Source organism: Streptomyces sp. NBC_00557 (genome assembly GCF_036345995.1).
In the GTDB taxonomy this organism is placed as follows: domain Bacteria; phylum Actinomycetota; class Actinomycetes; order Streptomycetales; family Streptomycetaceae; genus Streptomyces.
Window position 1 is genome coordinate 3,227,643 of the sequence record NZ_CP107796.1, and the last position, 18,437, is coordinate 3,246,079.

At 74.0% G+C, this 18,437-nt stretch carries 12 protein-coding genes; 4 read left to right on the forward strand and 8 right to left on the reverse strand.

The window, feature by feature from the left end; all coding sequences use genetic code 11:
• Positions 1–97 precede the first annotated feature (97 nt).
• From sucD to OG956_RS13605, 7 genes are all read right to left on the reverse strand, one after another.
• Positions 98–982, reverse strand: a complete 885-nt coding sequence (gene sucD / locus OG956_RS13575) for a succinate--CoA ligase subunit alpha (RefSeq protein WP_330338242.1) — start codon at positions 980–982, stop codon at positions 98–100.
• Positions 983–1,009: 27 nt separating this feature from the next.
• Entirely contained in the window at positions 1,010–2,188 is a 1,179-nt protein-coding gene (gene sucC / locus OG956_RS13580; RefSeq protein WP_330338243.1) for an ADP-forming succinate--CoA ligase subunit beta, read from the reverse strand.
• 424 nt (positions 2,189–2,612) lie between these two features.
• Positions 2,613–4,736 (reverse strand): hypothetical protein, encoded by a 2,124-nt coding sequence (locus tag OG956_RS13585; RefSeq protein ID WP_330338244.1) that lies wholly within the window; start codon positions 4,734–4,736, stop codon positions 2,613–2,615.
• Between the two features lie 271 nt (positions 4,737–5,007).
• Positions 5,008–6,036: a hypothetical protein gene (locus tag OG956_RS13590; RefSeq protein WP_330338245.1), complete on the reverse strand. Its 1,029-nt coding sequence runs from the start codon at positions 6,034–6,036 to the stop codon at positions 5,008–5,010.
• Positions 6,037–6,153: 117 nt separating this feature from the next.
• On the reverse strand, positions 6,154–7,317 hold the full coding sequence (locus OG956_RS13595; protein ID WP_330342830.1) for a VWA domain-containing protein: 1,164 nt from the start codon (positions 7,315–7,317) through the stop codon (positions 6,154–6,156).
• A 19-nt stretch (positions 7,318–7,336) separates the two neighbouring features.
• The gene (locus tag OG956_RS13600) at positions 7,337–10,279 is read right to left on the reverse strand and encodes a DUF5682 family protein (RefSeq protein ID WP_330338246.1); all 2,943 of its coding nucleotides are present in this window, start codon (positions 10,277–10,279) and stop codon (positions 7,337–7,339) included.
• On the reverse strand, positions 10,276–11,394 hold the full coding sequence (locus OG956_RS13605) for an ATP-binding protein (protein WP_330338247.1): 1,119 nt from the start codon (positions 11,392–11,394) through the stop codon (positions 10,276–10,278). Before OG956_RS13605 ends, OG956_RS13600 begins: the two co-directional genes overlap by 4 nt.
• A 132-nt stretch (positions 11,395–11,526) precedes the next feature.
• On the opposite strand from OG956_RS13605, the gene OG956_RS13610 reads away from it, so the two are divergent.
• Positions 11,527–12,885 (forward strand): SWIM zinc finger family protein, encoded by a 1,359-nt coding sequence (locus tag OG956_RS13610; protein WP_330338248.1) that lies wholly within the window; start codon positions 11,527–11,529, stop codon positions 12,883–12,885.
• A gap of 285 nt (positions 12,886–13,170) precedes the next feature.
• Entirely contained in the window at positions 13,171–14,832 is a 1,662-nt protein-coding gene (locus OG956_RS13615) for a DUF5691 domain-containing protein (protein WP_330338249.1), read from the forward strand.
• 320 nt (positions 14,833–15,152) lie between these two features.
• Here the strand turns inward: OG956_RS13615 and OG956_RS13620 are convergent, their stop codons facing one another.
• Positions 15,153–15,575 (reverse strand): cobalamin B12-binding domain-containing protein, encoded by a 423-nt coding sequence (locus OG956_RS13620; RefSeq protein ID WP_330338250.1) that lies wholly within the window; start codon positions 15,573–15,575, stop codon positions 15,153–15,155.
• Positions 15,576–15,799: 224 nt separating this feature from the next.
• Here OG956_RS13620 and OG956_RS13625 point away from each other — a divergent pair, with 224 nt between their 5' ends.
• Positions 15,800–16,651, forward strand: coding sequence for an esterase/lipase family protein (locus OG956_RS13625; RefSeq protein ID WP_330338251.1), 852 nt, complete (start codon positions 15,800–15,802; stop codon positions 16,649–16,651).
• Positions 16,652–16,890: 239 nt separating this feature from the next.
• Complete coding sequence (locus OG956_RS13630; RefSeq protein ID WP_330338252.1) at positions 16,891–18,414, forward strand: M23 family metallopeptidase; 1,524 nt, start codon at positions 16,891–16,893, stop codon at positions 18,412–18,414.
• Positions 18,415–18,437: the final 23 nt, after the last annotated feature.

The window sequence follows — 18,437 nt, forward strand, 5'->3', positions numbered from 1 at the left end:
ACGGTGCGGCCCCGGGTGGAACGGCGGCAGGCCCGTCCCCACCGCGGGGAACGGGCCTGCCGGGCGTCGGTTCAGAGGCCGGACGCTGTCAGGAAGCTCAGCCGCCCAGGATCTCGCGGGCCAGCTTCGCCGTCTCGGTCGGGGTCTTGCCGACCTTGACGCCCGCGGCCTCCAGGGCCTCCTTCTTGGCCTGTGCGGTGCCGGAGGAGCCGGAGACGATGGCGCCGGCGTGACCCATGGTCTTGCCCTCGGGCGCGGTGAAGCCCGCGACGTAGCCGACGACCGGCTTGGTCACGTTCTCCTTGATGAACGCGGCCGCACGCTCCTCGGCGTCACCGCCGATCTCACCGATCATCACGATCAGCTCGGTCTCGGGGTCGTCCTGGAACGCGGCGAGGGCGTCGATGTGCGTGGTGCCGATGATCGGGTCGCCACCGATGCCGACGGCCGTGGAGAAGCCGATGTCCCGCAGCTCGTACATCATCTGGTACGTCAGCGTGCCCGACTTCGAGACCAGGCCGATGCGGCCCGGCTTGGTGATGTCGCCCGGGATGATGCCGACGTTCGACTGGCCCGGGGTGATGATGCCGGGGCAGTTCGGGCCGATGATGCGGGTCTTGTTGCCCTTCTTGCCGGCGTACGCCCAGAAGGACGCCGTGTCGTGCACGGCGATGCCCTCGGTGATGACGACGGCCAGCGGGATCTCGGCGTCGATGGCCTCGACGACCGCGTCCTTGGTGAACTTCTCCGGCACGAAGATGACGGAGACGTTGGCGCCGGTCTTCTCGATGGCCTCCTTGACGGTGCCGAAGACGGGTACCTCGGTGCCGTCGAAGTCCACGGTCTGACCCGCCTTGCGCGGGTTCACGCCGCCCACGACGTTCGTGCCGTCACCGAGCATGAGCTTGGTGTGCTTCATGCCGGTGGCGCCGGTCATGCCCTGGACGATGACCTTGCTGTCCTTGTTGAGCCAGATAGCCATGGTGGTGTTGAGTCCTCGTCCTCGTGCTTACTTGGCGGCGGCCAGCTCGGCGGCCTTGTCGGCCGCGCCGTCCATGGTGTCGACGCGCTGCACCAGCGGGTGGTTGGCGTCCGTGAGGATCTTCCGGCCCAGCTCGGCGTTGTTGCCGTCGAGGCGGACGACGAGCGGCTTCTCGACCTTCTCGCCGCGGTCCTCCAGCAGCTTCAGGGCCTGCACGATGCCGTTGGCGACCTCGTCGCAGGCGGTGATGCCACCGAAGACGTTCACGAAGACGGACTTGACGTCCGGGTCGCCCAGGATGATCTCCAGGCCGTTCGCCATCACCTGGGCGGAGGCGCCGCCGCCGATGTCCAGGAAGTTGGCGGGCTTGACGCCACCGTGCTTCTCACCGGCGTACGCGACGACGTCCAGGGTGCTCATGACGAGACCGGCGCCGTTGCCGATGATGCCGACCTCGCCGTCGAGCTTGACGTAGTTGAGGTTCTTCTCCTTGGCGGCGGCCTCGAGCGGGTTGGCCGCGGCCTTGTCGTGGAGCGCCTCGAACTCGGGGTGACGGAACTCGGCGTTGTCGTCGAGCGACACCTTGCCGTCGAGGGCGATGACGTCGCCGGAGGCGACCTTGGCCAGCGGGTTGACCTCGACGAGCAGGGCGTCTTCCTTGATGAAGACGTCCCACAGCTTCACGAGGACGTCCGCGACCTTGTCCGCGACCTCGGCCGGGAACTTGGCGGCGGCCACGATCTCCTGCGCCTTGGCCTTGTCCACACCGTCGATGGCGTCGATCGCGATCTTCGCGACGGCCTCGGGGCGGGTGGCCGCGACCTCCTCGATCTCCATGCCGCCCTCGACGGAGGCGATGGAGAGGAAGGTGCGGTTGGCGCGGTCGAGGAGGAAGGAGACGTAGTACTCCTCGAGGATCTCGGGGGCCGTCTCCGCGATCATGACCTTGTGGACCGTGTGGCCCTTGATGTCCATGCCGAGGATGTCGGTCGCGCGGGCGACGGCCTCGTCCGGGCTGGCGGCCAGCTTCACGCCACCGGCCTTACCGCGGCCACCGACCTTCACCTGCGCCTTGACGACGGACTTGCCGCCCAGACGCTCGGTGATCTCGCGCGCCGCCTCAGGCGTGTCGATGACTTCACCGGCCAGCACCGGTACATCGTGCTTGGCGAAGAGGTCCCTCGCCTGGTACTCGAACAGGTCCACGCGCTTCCGTCCCTATCAGTGATCTCGCGGTTCGTTGGATGCGTGGGCGTGCCGCGAAGGGCAACGTGACGTCCGCTTGTCACAAGGGAGGCGCACACGGTGTCCGAGCGCGCGGCATGTCCGTCTCGCAGGTTATCGCCGCTTGCGGGGGCTCCCTAAATCGAGGGTCACACCCGAGCGGTGATACCTGTCACATGATGCCGGTTTTGCTGGCACGGCGTGCCGCGATCGGCGGGTGTGCGAGGCCTCACCGGGCTGGGGTTGACCCGGTGAGGCCTCTGGGCGGCCCCGGTGGATCCGGGGCCGGGGCGGTTGATCCCCACCCCAATGGGGACCACCCGCCCGTGCCGCGGGCCCCCGGCCGGACGCGCCGACGGCATTCGGCCGTCCGGCTCCGGACACCCCGCGGAGAGGTTGAGGGCGTTCAGCCCTGGTACCGCATGCCCTGCCCGGGGTCCTGCACCCCGTAAGGGTGGTCCGCGGGTACGTCCGCGTGGACGTCCTGGTACGCCTCGTGCAGGTACGCGGGTACGGCCGCACGGGCGACCCCCTCGGCCCCGCCCACGGCATGCCCGGCGAGCGGGACACCGGCGTCCCGGACCGTCCCGCCGAGGCCGTACGCGAAGCCGCCGGCCCCCTCACCAATCGGCCCGGCCGCACCGGCGACTCCGGCGGCGAAGGCCGGTACCCGGCCGGTGAGCCCTGCGGCGAAGGGGGTGGTCCGGGCGGTCACGCCCTGCGCGAAGGTGGTGGTCCGGGCCGTCTCGCCGTCCGCGAAAGGGACGGTCCGGGCGGTCACCCCGTCCGCGAAGGCGTCGGCCCGCGCGGTCACACCGCCCGCGAGGGCGGTGGTCTCCGCGCTCACGCCGTCCGCCAGGGCGGTGGTCTCCCCGGCCACGTCGTGTGCCAAGGGGCCGGTCCGGGGGGTCAGGTCGTCCGCGAAGGCGGTGGTCTGCGCGGTCACGTCCTGTGCCAAGGTGCCGGCCCCGGGGGTCAGGTCGCCCGCGAAGGCGTCGGCCCGCGCGGTCACGCCGTGCGCGAGCGGCGCTGCTGCGGCGGCGGTGCCCGTCGTGAAGGAGCGGATGCCGTCGGCCGCGCCGTGACCGAGGGCACCGGCGTCGGCGCCGGCCCGTCCGGCGACCGGCACGACTCCGTGCACGGCTTCGGAGGCCGCCGGCGGCAGTACCGCGTCCGCGGCGTCCTGCGCGACCTGCCCGGCGGGCCCGTCGGCGTACACCACCGCACCGGCGGCCACCGGCCGCACGCCACCGACGGCGCCCTCGGCGACCCCGTGCACCCGGTGGCCGACAGCCCCGGCGGTCCCGTAGCCGCCGGACACGGCGTCCTGCGCGGTCCCGTAGCCACCCCATGCCGCTTCCTCCGCCACGCCCAGCGCCCCGCCCGCGGCGCCCCCGGCCACCGCGTGCACGCCGGAGACGGCGCCCTGGGCCGCGTCGTACGCGCCCGTCGCCGCGTGTACGGCCGTGCCCCGCGTCCCCGTCACCGTCTGCCCGGCGACGGGCGCCGCGCCGTTCACCGCCGTGGCGGCCACCGGCGGGACGGCCTCGGCGGCCGTCTCGTCCACCGCCGCGTCCACCACCGGGGTGACCGCACCGGGCACCGTCCGGACCGTGCCGACGACCCGCTCCTCGACGCCCGCGGCCGTACCGGTGATCCGCCCGGGCACACCGGCGACCGAGGCCTCGGCCGCGCCGGTCGCCCCGGCGGTGGTGCCGCCGACGGCGTTCGCGGTGCCCGCGGTCCGGCCCTGCGCACCGGCGACGGTCCGCTGCGCCGTGGTCCGTACGGCGCCCTCGACGCCCTGCGCCTTGAGGCGGGCGGCCGTCTGGGTGGCCTGGAGCTTGGTCTGGGCGGCGGCCAGGGCCTCCTCCACCTCCGGGGCGAAGGAGGACAGCGGTCCGAAGAGATAGTCGATCACGTCCTGGGCGTCGTGGGTGACGGCGTGGAGGACGGCGTGGGAGGCGCCCGAGGCGGCCTGCGCGGCGTTGCCGGAGACCCGGTCGGCGTGGACCGTGACCTGCGTACCGTCGGCCTGGACACGGGCCTGCGCCCTGCGGGCCGCCTGAGCGCCCCGGACGGCCTCGGCGCCCCGGATCTTCGCGGCGGCCGGGACCTCGGCACCGGCGGAGCGGCGGGCCTGCGCGCCGGTGCCGGTGACGCCGGCCGCGGTGTGCGCCGCCGTTTTCGCGGGCTGCGTGGCCTGGGCCGTGGTGCTCGATGCAGTGGTGCTCGAGACGGTGGACGTAAGGGAGGCGATCGAGCCGGAGGTGCCGGACACGCCGGACGTGTCGGACGCGCCGGTCAGCCCGGAGACCGTGTGCCCGACGGCGTTCTGGACGCCGGAGACGGTGTCGTGGACGCCGGTGAGGACGCCGTCGACCGTGCCGGCGACCGAGTCGCTGCCCGCATCCGGAACGGACACCGAGCCGGTGGACAGTTCGTCGGCGCTGGCGACGGCCGGGCCGAGCGCCCACGCACCGGTCACACCGGCGGCTATCACGATCGAACGACGGATGTTCTTGTTCATTGCGTGCGTCAAGTCCTTTGAAGAACGCCGGAAACGGCTGGAAATCGACTGGAATCGGCTGGGGCCGTCCGGAGCCCGCTGTGCGCTGATCACGTGGACGCAGAGGGCGGAACCGCATGACGCGAACACGGATGGGGTGAGGGTGAGCACGGTGCCGTGATGAAGGGCTGCCGTGGCCACGGATCCCCCGGATCAGCGAGGTGGGCCGGACGGCCGGCGGGCCGGTGCCGCCCCGCGCCACGGGGTGTGGCGGGGTGGTCGGCCCTGCTGCCTAGCCGGGGAAGACCGGGATGTCCCGGTGCCGTTCCCGGGTGCGGGGCGCGTCGACGCCCGCGGTGGCGCCGGACGCGAGCCGCAGCGACCCCCGGTCGCCGGGGGTCACCGCGTGCGCGTCCCCGTGCCGAGGCGCGCTGCCGTCAGCTGCCTGCTTGCCCAGCACGCCGTCCGGGTCCCCGGTCGGCGCGGGCCGCTCGGGGCCACCCGCGGCGGCGACGGAGTCGTGCCGCGCGCCGGTGTACGCCACCGGCTGCCGCACCTCCGTGTCCCCCGGGCCGTACGCGACGGCCGGTACCGGTGCGCCGACGACCGCACGACCCCCGGCACCTGCGTGCCGTTCCCTCTCCTCCGCCGGAGCGGACACCACCGCGTCGGCGTCCCCCTGCTTGCCGGGCGGCACGGACGCCGGTTCCGGCGCCGCCTGGACGGGCACGTCCGTGACGGGAGCGAGGTCGGGCAGGGGCAGCGTGGGTGCGGTGGTCCGGGGCTGCCCGGAGACGGCTCGGCCGGCCGCCTCCTCGACGGACCCGGAGACGACGGTGAGCACCTCGCGCACGGAATCACGCACCGAGCCGACGGCGTGCACGGGGATGGCTGCCCGCAGGCCGACCCTGCGGACGACAGGACCGGAGAGCCGCTCACCGACCGTCCGCACCGGCCGCACCGCGCGAACCGCCCGCGCCGCAGATACGCCATGGACGACCTGCACCGCACCCGGGCCTTGCACGGCCTGCACCGCACCCGCGCCATGGACGGACGGTTGCGCGCCTGCCGCGCGGACGGCGTGTGCCGCCCGCGCCGGGTCCGTGTATCCGCTCGGCCCGGGCCGTCCCGCAGCAGAGGTCACCTGCGCCGGAAGCGTGCTTCCGTCGGCCGCGTGCGCCTGCTCGCCGCAGAGGAAGCCCAGCGCGAACAGCCCGCCGACCAGCAGCACCAGGTGGAGCGCACGCCGCCCGGCCGCCGTACGCAGCACGCGCACGGTGGTGCCGAGGAGGGCTGCTGGGAAGGTCAAGGAGCTGGACATCCTGGCTCGGTACGACACGGGCTCCGCCGATCCTCGCACGGCCCGCCCGAGGCCGCGCAAGCCCCCTGTTACCGATGGGTAGTCATGTCCCCTTTCCCTGCCCTTTCATGACCGGCGTCACGCCGTGTCCGGTATCGGCAGCGGCCGCTTCTCCAGTGCGGCCGCCATGACCTCGGGGAACAGGTCGGGCGTACAGGCGAAGGCGGGTGCGCCGAGTGCGGCGAGCGCGGCCGCGTGCTCCCGGTCGTACGCCGGCGCACCCTCGTCGGACAGGGCGAGCAGCGCCACGAACTGCACTCCGGACGCCTTCATCGCCGCCACCCGCTTGAGCATCTCGTCCCTGATCCCGCCCTCGTAGAGGTCGCTGATCAGCACGACCACGGTCTCGGCGGGCCGGGTGATCTGCGACTGGCAGTAGGCCAGCGCCCGGTTGATGTCCGTGCCGCCGCCCAGTTGGGTGCCGAAGAGGACGTCGACAGGGTCGTCGAGCTGGTCGGTGAGGTCGACGACCGCCGTGTCGAAGACGACCAGCCGGGTGCTGATCGACCGCATGGAAGCGAGGACCGCACCGAACACGGACGCGTAGACCACGGACGCCGCCATCGACCCCGACTGGTCGATGCAGAGCACGACCTCCTTCTTCACGGACCGCGCGGCCCGCCCGTATCCGATGAGCCGTTCGGGCACGACCGTGCGGTACTCGGGCAGATAGTGCTTGAGGTTGGCCGTGATGGTGCGGTTCCAGTCGATGTCGTGGTGGCGCGGGCGGGCGATCCGCGCGCTGCGGTCGAGGGCACCGGTGAGGGTGGCCCGGGTGCGGTTCGCGAGCCGCTTCTCCAGGTCGTCGACGACCTTGCGCACGACCACGCGCGCCGTCTCCCTCGTCGTCTCCGGCATCGCCTTGTTCAGCGACAGCAGCGTGCCGACCAGATGGACGTCCGCCTCCACCGCCTCGAGCATCTCCGGTTCCAGCAGCAGGGAGGCGAGGCCGAGCCGGTCGATGGCGTCGCGCTGCATGACCTGGACCACGGAGGACGGGAAGTAGGTGCGGATGTCCCCGAGCCAGCGCGCCACGGACGGCGCGGAGGCGCCGAGCCCCGCCGAACGGTCCCGCCCCGCCTGCGACTTGTCACCCCTGCCGTAGAGCGCGGCGAGCGTGCCGTCCATCGCCGCGTCCCTGCCGGACAGCGCGCATCCGGTGCCGTCTGCCTGGTCGCCGCCGAGCACCAGCCGCCACCGCCGCAGCCGCTCCGCCGCCGCATCGGCGCCGCCCACCGCCATCGCCTCGTCCGTCATGCCCTCACCCCCGCAAGCTGTCGTCGTCGATCACGCCCCCACGGGCCCCAACCCGCCCGGCCCGCCTCCTCTCTACCGAGCCACTCCCACCGGCCGGACCACGCAGCACCGAGTCACGCAGAACCGAGTCACGCAGGGCCGGGGCTCGCTCGCCGGTGTTTCGTTGCGCCGGCTCGGACGCGGCCGGGTCCTCCAGTCCGAGCAGCAGGCTCAGCACCGGGAGTACGGCGTCGGCGCGTTCGGCGTCCGGTTCGGGGGCGAAGCCGGGTGTGACCGTGCCGTGCGCTGCCCCGCCGGACGCCCGGAAGCCGGGCCCGCGCCGGACCAGTTCGCCGAGCGTTCTGCGCACCCCCGGGTCGTACGCCGCGAACGTGCGGCGCAGCAGCGGCAGTACGTCGGTGAACGCCTCCGCCGACACCCCGGTCAGCCAGCTGTCCACCAGCCCGAGCAGCCGCTCGTCGTGCACCAGCAGCAGCCCGCCCCCGCCGCCGACGAACCCCTCGATCCAGGCGGCCGCGTCGGCGGACGGTGTCCCCGGCGACAGCGCCAACCCCATGAGCCGCGCCGCCTCCTCGGGCCCCAGCCCACCGTCGTCCAACAGCAACCGCACCGCGCGCCCCCGCAGCACACCGGGCACGGTGTCGCGCAGTGACAAGGTCCGCAGCACTCCCCGCCACCGGTCCCGCAGATCCCCCCGCCCGGCACCGCGACCGGCACCACCGGCAACCGCCCCGGCACCGGGGCCGAAGAGACCGTCCGCACCCTCCGCACCGGCACCGGCCCCCAGGCCGAGGGTGACGTCGGGACCAGCTCCGCCGTCCTCGGCACCACGCGCGCCACCGGCACGCTCGCCCGCCCCCGAGCCGGCATCCGCCCCCGCCCCGGTGCCGGTGCCCGCGCCCGTTCCTCTGCTCGGCCCCGCACCGCCGCGTGCCCCGGCGGGTGTCTCGGTCAGCAGGCTCACCGCCGTGTGCACCGCGTCCACATGGGCGCGCATCTCCTGCGCCGCGTCCGTGTCGAGCGAGGTACAGGCTGGGGGCAGGCCGACGAAGACGCGTTCGGCGAGGCCCGCGGCGACGCCGGTCAGCGCGCCGGTGCCGGTGCCGCGCACGTCGCCGTAGCGCAGGGCGCGGACCAGGGCGGGCAGGGCCTGGGCGAGATGGCCGACGTCGGTGTCGAGCGCGGCCCGGTCGGCGAGCACCCGCATGACCACGGGCAGGGCATCCGGCAGCCCGGCGAGCAGGCACTGCTCGGCGAGCGCGGTGACGTCGGCGAGGGTGCTTGCGGCCGTCGCGTCCGCCTCGGCCTTGGCCTGCGCCGCGCCCAGCACGGTCGTCCCCCAGACCCCCGCCTCGGCCACCCGCACCGACAGCTCCGGCTCCCAGCACAGCCGCCAGGTCTCCCGGAACGTGCCCGTGCTCCCCCGAGACCGCGCGGGCTCGCCCCAGCCGATACCGAGGAGCCGGAGCCGGTGCAGCAGCCTGCTGCGGCCGGCGTCGGTGTCACCGCGCAGGTCCAGCTCCAACTCCCGTTCCGGCGCCTCGGGTTTGAGGCGCAGGGAACGCTGCTGCCGGGCCAGGTCGCGCTGCAGCGGCACCGCGGGGGCCGACTCCGGGACCTCGCCGAGGACGTCCCCGACCACCAGCCGGTCGCGCACCAGCGCCAGCGGCACGTCCGAGCCGTCGCACATCACCGCGCGCACGGCGTCGGTGGTCTCGCTCAGCCCCGGCAACGGGCGGCCGCGCAGCGCCGCCAGCGTCCCTGCGAGCCGGACGGCCTCGATGACATGGGCGGAGGACACCATCCGGTCCTCCTCCCGAAGCAGCCGCGCCACCTGGGTCAGCCACCGCTCGACCGGCCGGTCGGGGGCGTGGAACAGATGGCCGTACCAGCCCGGCGAGTCGATGCCCGCGCCGTATCCGCTGGACCGGGCGAGCCTGCGGTGGGTCCACGGCACCCAGGTCAGATCGGCCTTGACCTTGGGCAGCCCCTTCAGCAGCGCCCGGTCGGCGGTGACGGTGGTCCTCTCGCGCAGTGCGGGCACATGCCAGGCCCCGCAGACGACGGCCACCTCCTCGCCGAACTCCTTGCGCGCGGCCCGCAGCCGGAGCCGCATGTGGGCCTCGCGGACCAGGTCCCGGGAGTGCCCGCCGGTGCCGTACCGCTCACGGAGCGCGCCCATGGCCTCTTCCAGGGCGGCGAAGGGGGCGAGGGGGTCCCGGTCGGCCGGGCCCCGGTGCTCGACGACGTCCTCCCACCAGCGTTCGGGATCGTCGTACCCCGCGGCTTCGGCGAGCACGGCCAGCGGGTCGACCCGCACCTGCTCGGCAGGTGCCCGGCCGTTGTCGGCGTGCCGCTCGGTGTCACCCTCCCGTCCGGCACCGGCGTTCCGGTCGGTGTCGCCTTCCCGCCCGGCGCCGGCTCCCCCGCTGTCCTCGCCCTTCCGCCCGGCGTCGGCCACCCCGCTCTCCTCGCTGTCCTCGCCCTTCCCGCCGGCGTCGGCGTGCCGCCGCTCCGGCTCGGTCCCCTGTGCTGCGGGTCCGGCGGGCGAGCCGGGGTCGGCGGGGAACCCGGCCTCGGCGTCCTCCGGTTCCCAGGCCAGCGTGTGGGTGGCCGGAAGATCGATGAAGCGGGCCGGGACGCCGTGTTCCACGGCCCAGCGGATCGCCACCCATTCGGGGCTGAACTCGGCGAACGGCCAGAACGCCGAGCGGCCCGGCTCGTCCACGGCGTGGGCGAGGAGGGCGACCGGGGGCCGCAGGCCGGGGTCGGCGGCGAGCGGGATCAGCGCGTCGGCCTCGGGCGGCCCCTCGACGAGGACGGCAGCGGGCCGGGCGGCGTCCAGAGCGCTACGCACCGCCCGGGCGGAACCGGGCCCGTGGTGCCGCACGCCCAGCAGGAGCGGCCCGGAGTGGTGGATCCCGGGCCGGCGAGCGTCGTCGGTCATGCGCCGGCCTCCCGGCACGCGCGGTAGAAGTCCGTCCATCCCTCGCGCTCGCGGACGACGGTCTCCAGGTACTCCTGCCAGACGACCCGGTCGGCCGCCGGATCGCGCACGACGGCGCCGAGGATGCCGGCGGCGACGTCGCCCGGCCGCAGCACGCCGTCGCCGAAGTGCGCGGACAGGGCAAGTCCGCTGGTGACGACGGAGATCGCCTCGGCCGTGGACAGCGTGCCGCTGGGCGACTTCAGTCTGGTGCGGCCGTCGGCGGTGACGCCGTCGCGCAGCTCGCGGAAGACGGTCACGACCCGGCGGATCTCCTCGATGCCGTCGGGCGCGGCCGGCAGGTCGAGGGAGCGGCCGATCTGCTCGACCCGCCGGGTGACGATGTCGACCTCGGCGTCGGCGCTCTCCGGCAGCGGCAGCACCACCGTGTTGAAGCGGCGGCGCAGGGCGCTGGAGAGGTCGTTGACCCCTCTGTCCCGGTCGTTGGCGGTGGCGATCAGGTTGAACCCGCGCACCGCCTGCACCTCCTGGCCCAGCTCGGGGATGGGCAGGGTCTTCTCGGAGAGGATCGTGATCAGCGTGTCCTGCACGTCGGCCGGAATGCGCGTCAGTTCCTCGACGCGGGCCGTCATGCCCTCCGCCATGGCGCGCATGACGGGGCTGGGCACCAGGGCGTCCCGGCTCGGTCCGTGCGCCAGCAGCTGCGCGTAGTTCCAGCCGTAGCGGATGGCCTCCTCCGGCGTGCCGGCCGTGCCCTGCACCAGCAGGGTGGAGTCGCCGCTGACCGCGGCCGCCAGATGCTCCGACACCCAGGTCTTCGCGGTGCCGGGCACGCCGAGCAGGAGCAGGGCGCGGTCGGTGGCGAGCGTGGTGACGGCGACCTCGATGATCCGGCGCGGGCCCACGTACTTCGGTGTGATCACCGTGCCGTCCGGCAGGGTGCCGCCGAGCAGGTACGTCGCCACGGCCCACGGCGACAGCTTCCAGCGCGCCGGGCGCGGCCGGTCGTCCTGCGCGGCGAGCGCGGCGAGTTCGTCGGCGAAGGCGTGCTCGGCGTGCGGCCGCAAAGCGTTGCTGTGCTGTTCGACGGACGTGGCGTCCATGGACACGGTCATGGCTGAGGCCCCCTCCAGCTCGGCCGGTTCGGATCTGGCATCCACCGTGCACCACGCCACTGACAATCGCTCTGACCTGCGCAGACGCCCACACCGGACGGATTGTCAGTGGCGGGACCTACCGTCGGAGGCATGACTGAGCAGGGGGTGCGCTGGACCGCGGAACAGGTGCTGGCACTGGCGCCTGACGCCGCGTCCCGCACAGCGGGAGGCAAGCTCGGCACGGCGGGGCCGTGGTCGGAGACGGGCAGCGGAGAGGGGACGGTGTGGGGGCTGTGCAAGGGCAGCGGCAGCAGGCCGTACCAGACGGTGGTCGATCTGGCCGATCCGGCCGGCCCGGCGTACAAGTGCAGTTGCCCGAGCCGTAAGTTCCCGTGCAAGCACGCGCTCGGACTGCTTCTGCTGTGGGCGGGCGGCGACGGCGCGGTGCCGGCCTCCGCCGAGCCGCCGGAGTGGGCCGAGCAGTGGCTCGCGGGCAGACGCAGACGCTCCGAGTCCCAGCAGGCCCGCGGCGACGGGGGTTCGGGAAGCGGCGGGCAGGCCGATCCGGAGGCGGCGCGGCGGCGGGCCGAGCGCCGGGCCGAGCGGGTCACCGCGGGCGCGACCGAGCTGGAGCAGCGCCTCGCGGACCTGCTGCGCGGCGGGCTGGCCGCGGCCGAGCAGGCGGGGTACGGCCTGTGGGACGAGACGGCGGCCCGCATGGTCGACGCGCAGGCGCCCGGACTGGCCGCGCGGGTCAGGGAGTTGGGTGCGATCCCGGCATCCGGCGCCGGCTGGCCGGGCCGGCTGCTGGAGGAGTGCGCTCTGCTGCACCTGCTCGACCAGGGCTGGCTGCGCCGCGCCCAGCTGCCGGACGCTCTCGCGGCCACCGTCCGTTCCCGGCTGGGCCTGCCCACCGCGGCGGACGGTGCGCCGGTGCGCGACCGCTGGCTGGTCCTCGCCCAGTACGACACGGTGGACGCGAAACTGACGACCCGCCGGATATGGCTGCACGGCGCCGCCTCGGGCCGCACCCGGCTGCTGCTCTCCTACGGCGCGGCCGGCCGGGCTCCGGAGCTGCACCTGCCGGTCGGCCTGGCCCTGGACGCGGAGCTGTCCGCCTATCCCGGCGCCGGTCAGTCCCGCTCCGTGCTGGGTGAGCGGTTCGCCCCGCCCGCGCCGGCCGCGTTCCGCCCACCGGGCACGAGCACGGCGGAGGCGGCGGCCCGCTACGGCGCGGCCCTGCGTGACGACCCCTGGCTGGAGTCGGTCCCCGTGACGCTGGACCGCGTGGTGCCGGTCCCGGACGGCGACCAGTGGCAGCTGGCCGACGCCGACACGGACTCCGCCCTGCCGCTGACCCGGGCCGCCCGCTCCCGCCCCGGCCTGTGGCGGCTGGTCGCCCTGTCCGGCGGCGCCCCGCTCAAGGTCTTCGGCGAGTGCGGCCACCGCGGCTTCACTCCCCTCACGGCCTGGCCGGAGGGCCCGGGCGAGCCGGTGCTCCTGTGCTGACCGCTCCACCACGAAAGAACAGCACCGGCCCCTCGAACAAACCAGGGCAGACGACCGCCTGCCCCCGAACGACAACACCGGCACCTCCCCTCGGACACACGCAGGCAAGACGACCGCTCTCGAACGACAGCACCGCCAACGCCTCGGACACACGCAGGGAAAACGACCGCCCTGCCCCCGGACGACAGCACCGGCGCCCCTGGGACACAGCAGGGAAGCCGGCCGCCTGCCCCCGAGCGACGGCACCGGCACCTACCCTCGGACGCGCGCAAGGAAGGGAACGCGATGAACGGGACGGACAGGACGGCCTCGGCCGACGTGCAGGCCACGGCTCCGGCGATCTCCTGGGAGGACCTGGTCACCACCGCCCTCCTCGGTACCGACCGGCGCCCGGTGCCGTACGCCGGGTCGGGCCGGGCGGCGCCCCTGGCGCTGCTGGACGCGGCCGCCGTGGCGACCGTACGGCGGCGGGCCGGGCTGCGGCCCGCGCGAGCCGCGCGCCGGCCCGAACCGGCGCCCGAGGACCCGCGCCCGGCCCTGCCCGCCGCGGCGGCCCGCAGACTCGCCATGCTGCTCGCCGACCGTTCCGGCGGCGGATCGGCCGGCCGCCGGAGCAGCACACCGGACCTCGTGGAGCTGCTCCCGCAGTGGCTCGCGGCGGCCAACGCGCACGGGTACGCGGCGCCGCCGCAGGCGCTGCCCGCCCTGCTGGACGCGGCCCGGGGCCGTACGGACCTGCGCCCGGCGGCGCTGGCGTTCGCGGGCCCCCGCGCCCTGTGGCTGGCCCGGCTGAACCCGGAATGGCGCTTCGCGCTGCGTGCCTCCCCAGGCGGCGGCGCCGCACTGCCCGGCCCCGAGGACGTCGAAGGGGTGCGCCGGCTGTGGCAGGAGGGGCTGTTCGCCGAGCGCGTGGCCCTGCTGGGCGCGCTGCGCAGCCGTACGCCCGCGCTCGCGCGGGAGCTGCTGGCCTCGACCTGGCCGACGGAGCGGGCGGAGGACCGGCTGATGTTCCTCGACTCGCTGCGCACCGGTCTGTCCGCCGCCGACGAGCCGTTCCTGGAGCAGGCGCTGAGCGACCGCAGCCGCAATGTGCGGGCGACGGCGGCCGAGTTGCTGTCGGCACTGCCTGCTTCCGCGCTGGCCGCGCGCATGGCCGTACGGGCCCAGGCGTGTGTGGCCCTCGACCGCACCGGGCCGTCGCCTGCGATCGCGGTGGAAGCGCCGCTCGAGTGCGACTCCGGCATGGAGCGCGACGGTGTGGTGGCCACACCTCCCGCGGGCAGAGGGGAACGGTCATGGTGGCTGGGGCAGTTGGTGGAAGCGGCGCCGCTGAGCACATGGCCGGTACGGCTCGGCGGGCGGACGGCGCGGGAGATCGTGGCGCTGCCGGTTGCGGACGGCTGGCGGGACGAGCTGCACGCGGCCTGGTGCCGGGCGGCGGTACGGCAGCGGGACACCGAGTGGTCGAGGGCGCTGCTGGGTTCGCCGTCGGCGCCGGAGGCCGGCGGGCCGGGCGCGGTGTCGCTGGCGGAGCGCGCGAAGCTGCTGGCGGCCCTGGAGCCGGAGGAACGGGCGGCGTGGGTGGCCGGGTTCATCGCCACGCACGGCCTGTCGGAGGCCTTCCAGCTGCTCGGGGTCTGCGCGGTGCCCTGGTCCGCGCCGCTGGGCCGCGCGGTCGTGGACGCGCTCAACATCGCGCGGGACGCGGGCAGTTACCCGTGGAGCTTCAGCGGTGTGATGGGTCTGGCCGAACGCTGCCTGGATCCCGCGGAGGCCGGCCGGCTGGAGGCGCTGCTGGCGATACCCGACGAGCGGGAGGACGCGGCGCCGGGCGCCGGCGGTTACTGGGCGGAGGCGTTCCAGCGACTGGTGACCACCTTGCGGCTCAGGGCGGAGATGGCCGCCGAACTGGCACCGGCCGCCGCCTGGAACCCGCCCGAGGGCTGAGGACCGGGCCGTTCAAGCCGGACGGGGCGCGCGGACCGGCATCCGCGGGCGCCTTGGCCCCCGCTCAACGGACCGCAGGCTCACCCGCCGGAAACACCCGCTCGATCGCCGCGGGCATCCACTCGACCGCGGAAGGCACCCGCTGCGCGCGGCCTGACGCCGAGCTGCAGGCGGCATGGCGCCGCGCGGCCCGGCGGAGCGCCCAGAGCATCCGGTCAACCGTCGGCGACCCCTGCTCTGCCGCCCCGGCCACCCGCTCGACCGCCGCACGAACCCGCGCAGCCGCCGCACGAACCCACTCAGCCGCCGCACGAACCCGCTCAGCCGCCGGAGGCAGCCGGCTGGCGTACGTTCTCCCGTACCCACTCCACGATCGACGCGGTCGTCGCGCCGGGCGTGAAGATCTCCGCGACGCCCTTCTCCTTCAGCGGCGGGATGTCCTCGTCCGGGATGATGCCGCCGCCGAAGACGAGGATGTCCTCGGCGTCACGCTCCTTGAGCAGGTCGATCACCGCGGCGAACAGCGTGTTGTGCGCGCCGGACAGGATGGACAGGCCGATCGCGTCGGCGTCCTCCTGGATGGCGGTGTCCACGATCTGCTCCGGCGTCTGGTGGAGTCCGGTGTAGATGACCTCCATACCGGCGTCGCGCAGGGCACGCGCGATGACCTTGGCCCCGCGATCGTGGCCGTCGAGCCCCGGCTTGGCCACCACCACGCGGATCGGACCGGCTGCCACACCCATCACTGCCTCCATCAAACGACCACGGAAGCGATCGCTTCCGTCCGTAACGACAAGTACCGCACTTTTGGCGCGTTCCGCCACCCGTCGTCAAGTGAACGAACGTTATCTCCAGCATCCCGCAACCGGCAGTTTTACGGTGCGCAGCGAGGGGGAAATCACATGGTGGGACATGAGGGCACACGGGGGATAGAGCCGTCCCCGGCGTGCCGACAGGAGGTCGGCCCATGAAGGTCACCGGGGTACTGCCACTCTTTCTCCCGCTCTGCCGGCGCCTGTGGCCCGGCAGAATCGCTGGAATCTCCGTGGCGCTGCTGAAGGCGACCGCCCTGGAAGCCGCGATCCTGGCCGGCCATCTCCTGCTGTATCCCACCGGTCTCACCCAGGAGCGCAGCACCCCCGCCCTGCCGGCCCAGGACGGCACCGCCCAGCTGCCGGTCCGCTCGGGTCCGCCGGTGGTGCTGCTGCACGGTTTCATCGACAACCGCTCGGTGTTCGTGTTCCTGCGCCGCAACCTCGCCCAGCACGGCAGGCAGCGGGTGGTCTCGCTCAACTACTCCCCGCTGACCTGCGACATACGCGCCGCCGCCGAGCTGCTCGGCCGGCATGTCGAGGAGATCTGCGAGCGCACCGGCAGCGACCGGGTGGACATCGTGGGGCACAGCCTCGGCGGCCTGATCGCGCGTTACTACGTCCAGTGCCTGGGCGGTGACCTGCGGGTGCGCACCCTGGTCACGCTGGGTACACCGCACTCGGGTACCAGCGCGGTGCCGTTGGCCAACGCCCATCCGATCGTCCGCCAGATGCGGCCCGGTTCACAGGTCATCGAGGAGCTGGCCCGGCCTGCGCCCGGCTGCCGTACGCGGTTCGTCAGCTTCTGGAGCGACCTGGACTCCGTGATGGTGCCGCTGGAGTCGGCCTGCCTGGAACACCCCGACCTGGATGCGCAGAACGTCCGGGTGACCGGCATCGGGCATCTCGCCCTGCCCGTGCACCCCGCCGTCGCGGCCGGAATACGCGAGGCCCTCGAAGCCGCTGCTCCCGGGGACCGGATCGCCGACGGCCTGACGGTGGCGTGACGCGGCAGCGGGCGAAACGAACGGCAACCGACGCGTGACGGACCGGTGACGAACAGTCGCCAAATGTCGAACAGCAATCGAACCCTCGGCCAAACTCGTGCCCGGCGTCCCCGAAACACCGCCGAATGCCCGTTTCCGGCGGGCGCGAAACCAGCTGAAGATTGTCGCGCCCAGGTACCGGCGGGTACAGTCGCCGCACTGCTCTGGCAGCCCCTGTTGTCGAGGCGAAAGAGAAGTTGGTGAACGACCGTCACCCGTCGGGGACCATGACCACCCCGGCCCCGGCTTCCGACGCCTCAGCCGCGCACTACGACACCCCGTACGGCACGCAGCAGCCCCCCTACGGCGACTTCACCACGTACGGCGGGTACGACGCCACCGGTTTTGCCGGCGGCACCGCCACCGTCTCCACGGACCCGCTCTTCGGCAGCATGCCCGGCGAGCACACCACCGGCGCGTACGACAGCACCCAGTGGCAGACCGGCCAGGGCCTGGGCTACGACCCGTACGCGGCCCAGCAGCACGCCGCCTACGACACCGGCGGCTACGACACCACCGCCTGGACGGTGCCCGCGCAGGCCACGGGCAACGACGTCAGCGGCCAGTGGGACGCGAGTGCCTGGCTGCAGCCCGACCCGTCCGGCGTCGCCGAGCCGACCCAGCAGTGGGCGTGGGACACACAGACCTTCGAGTCGGGCGCGTACGACGCCACGCAGTGGAACTCCGGCGGGCACGCCGTACCGGCCCAGCCCGAGCCGGCTGCCGAACCGTTCGGCCTGCAGACCACCGCCGGTTACGGCCAGGTCGGCGACCCGCAGGAGACCGCGGCCTTCCCGCAGGCTCCGTACGAGGACGACGCGCCGTACGAGGACGACGCGCCGTACGAGGACACCGCGTTCGGCGAACAGCACCCCGTTGACGACGAGTCGGGCGCCACCGGTGAACTGCCCGCCGTGACCGGTCTGCCCGAGGACGAGGCGGAGGCCGCCGCGAAGCCGGCGCCCCGGGCCGGCTCGCGCGGCGCCGCGCGCTCCCGCCGTCGTACGCCCGCCAAGCGCTCGGCGCTGCTGACCGTCGCCGTGCCCTCGGCCTGTGTGATGGGGGTCGCCGGGATCGCCGCCGCCTCGGTCGGCACGCTGACCGACGGCGGCCAGGACACCACCGCCTCCGCCTCGGACGCGCACGCGGTGAAGCCGTCGGTCGCCAACAGCAGGCTGGACAGCCAGCTGACGACGCTGTCCGCGGGCGCCCACGACTTCGCCGACCGGGCGAGCCGGACGCAGGAACGGATCGACCTGAAGAACCAGCAGGAGCTGGAGCAGAAGAAGGCGGCCGCGGCGGCCGCACTCAAGGAGCGGCTGCGCCCCAAGTTCGCGCTGCCGGTCCTGCAGAAGGGGCTGAGCGCCTACTTCGGCCAGGCCGGTGTGAACTGGATGTCCGTGCACACGGGCATCGACTTCCCGGTCTCGTACGGCACCACGGTGATGGCCGCGACCGACGGTGTCGTCTCCACCAAGTGGAACAGCGCCTACGGCAACATGATGATCGTGACGGCGAAGGACGGCACGCAGACCTGGTACTGCCATCTGTCCAGCTACCGGGTCCCCGCCGGGACGTCCGTCAAGGCCGGCCAGCCGATCGCCTATTCCGGCAACTCCGGCAACTCCACCGGACCGCACCTGCACTTCGAGGTGCGACCCGCAGGCGGGGCGGCCATCGACCCGCTGCCGTGGCTGCGCAGCCACGGCCTGGACCCGACCTGAGCGACCCCGGTCCGGGTCGCACC

Coding starts and splice junctions, on each gene's coding strand:
- OG956_RS13625 (WP_330338251.1), top strand. CDS start 15,800: ATGAAGGTCACCGGGGTACTGCCACTCTTTCTCCCGCTCTGCCGGCGC.
- OG956_RS13605 (WP_330338247.1), bottom strand. CDS start 11,394: ATGACCGTGTCCATGGACGCCACGTCCGTCGAACAGCACAGCAACGCT.
- OG956_RS13620 (WP_330338250.1), bottom strand. CDS start 15,575: ATGGGTGTGGCAGCCGGTCCGATCCGCGTGGTGGTGGCCAAGCCGGGG.
- OG956_RS13585 (WP_330338244.1), bottom strand. CDS start 4,736: ATGAACAAGAACATCCGTCGTTCGATCGTGATAGCCGCCGGTGTGACC.
- OG956_RS13600 (WP_330338246.1), bottom strand. CDS start 10,279: ATGACCGACGACGCTCGCCGGCCCGGGATCCACCACTCCGGGCCGCTC.
- OG956_RS13590 (WP_330338245.1), bottom strand. CDS start 6,036: ATGTCCAGCTCCTTGACCTTCCCAGCAGCCCTCCTCGGCACCACCGTG.
- OG956_RS13615 (WP_330338249.1), top strand. CDS start 13,171: ATGAACGGGACGGACAGGACGGCCTCGGCCGACGTGCAGGCCACGGCT.
- OG956_RS13595 (WP_330342830.1), bottom strand. CDS start 7,317: ATGGCGGTGGGCGGCGCCGATGCGGCGGCGGAGCGGCTGCGGCGGTGG.
- sucD (WP_330338242.1), bottom strand. CDS start 982: ATGGCTATCTGGCTCAACAAGGACAGCAAGGTCATCGTCCAGGGCATG.
- OG956_RS13610 (WP_330338248.1), top strand. CDS start 11,527: ATGACTGAGCAGGGGGTGCGCTGGACCGCGGAACAGGTGCTGGCACTG.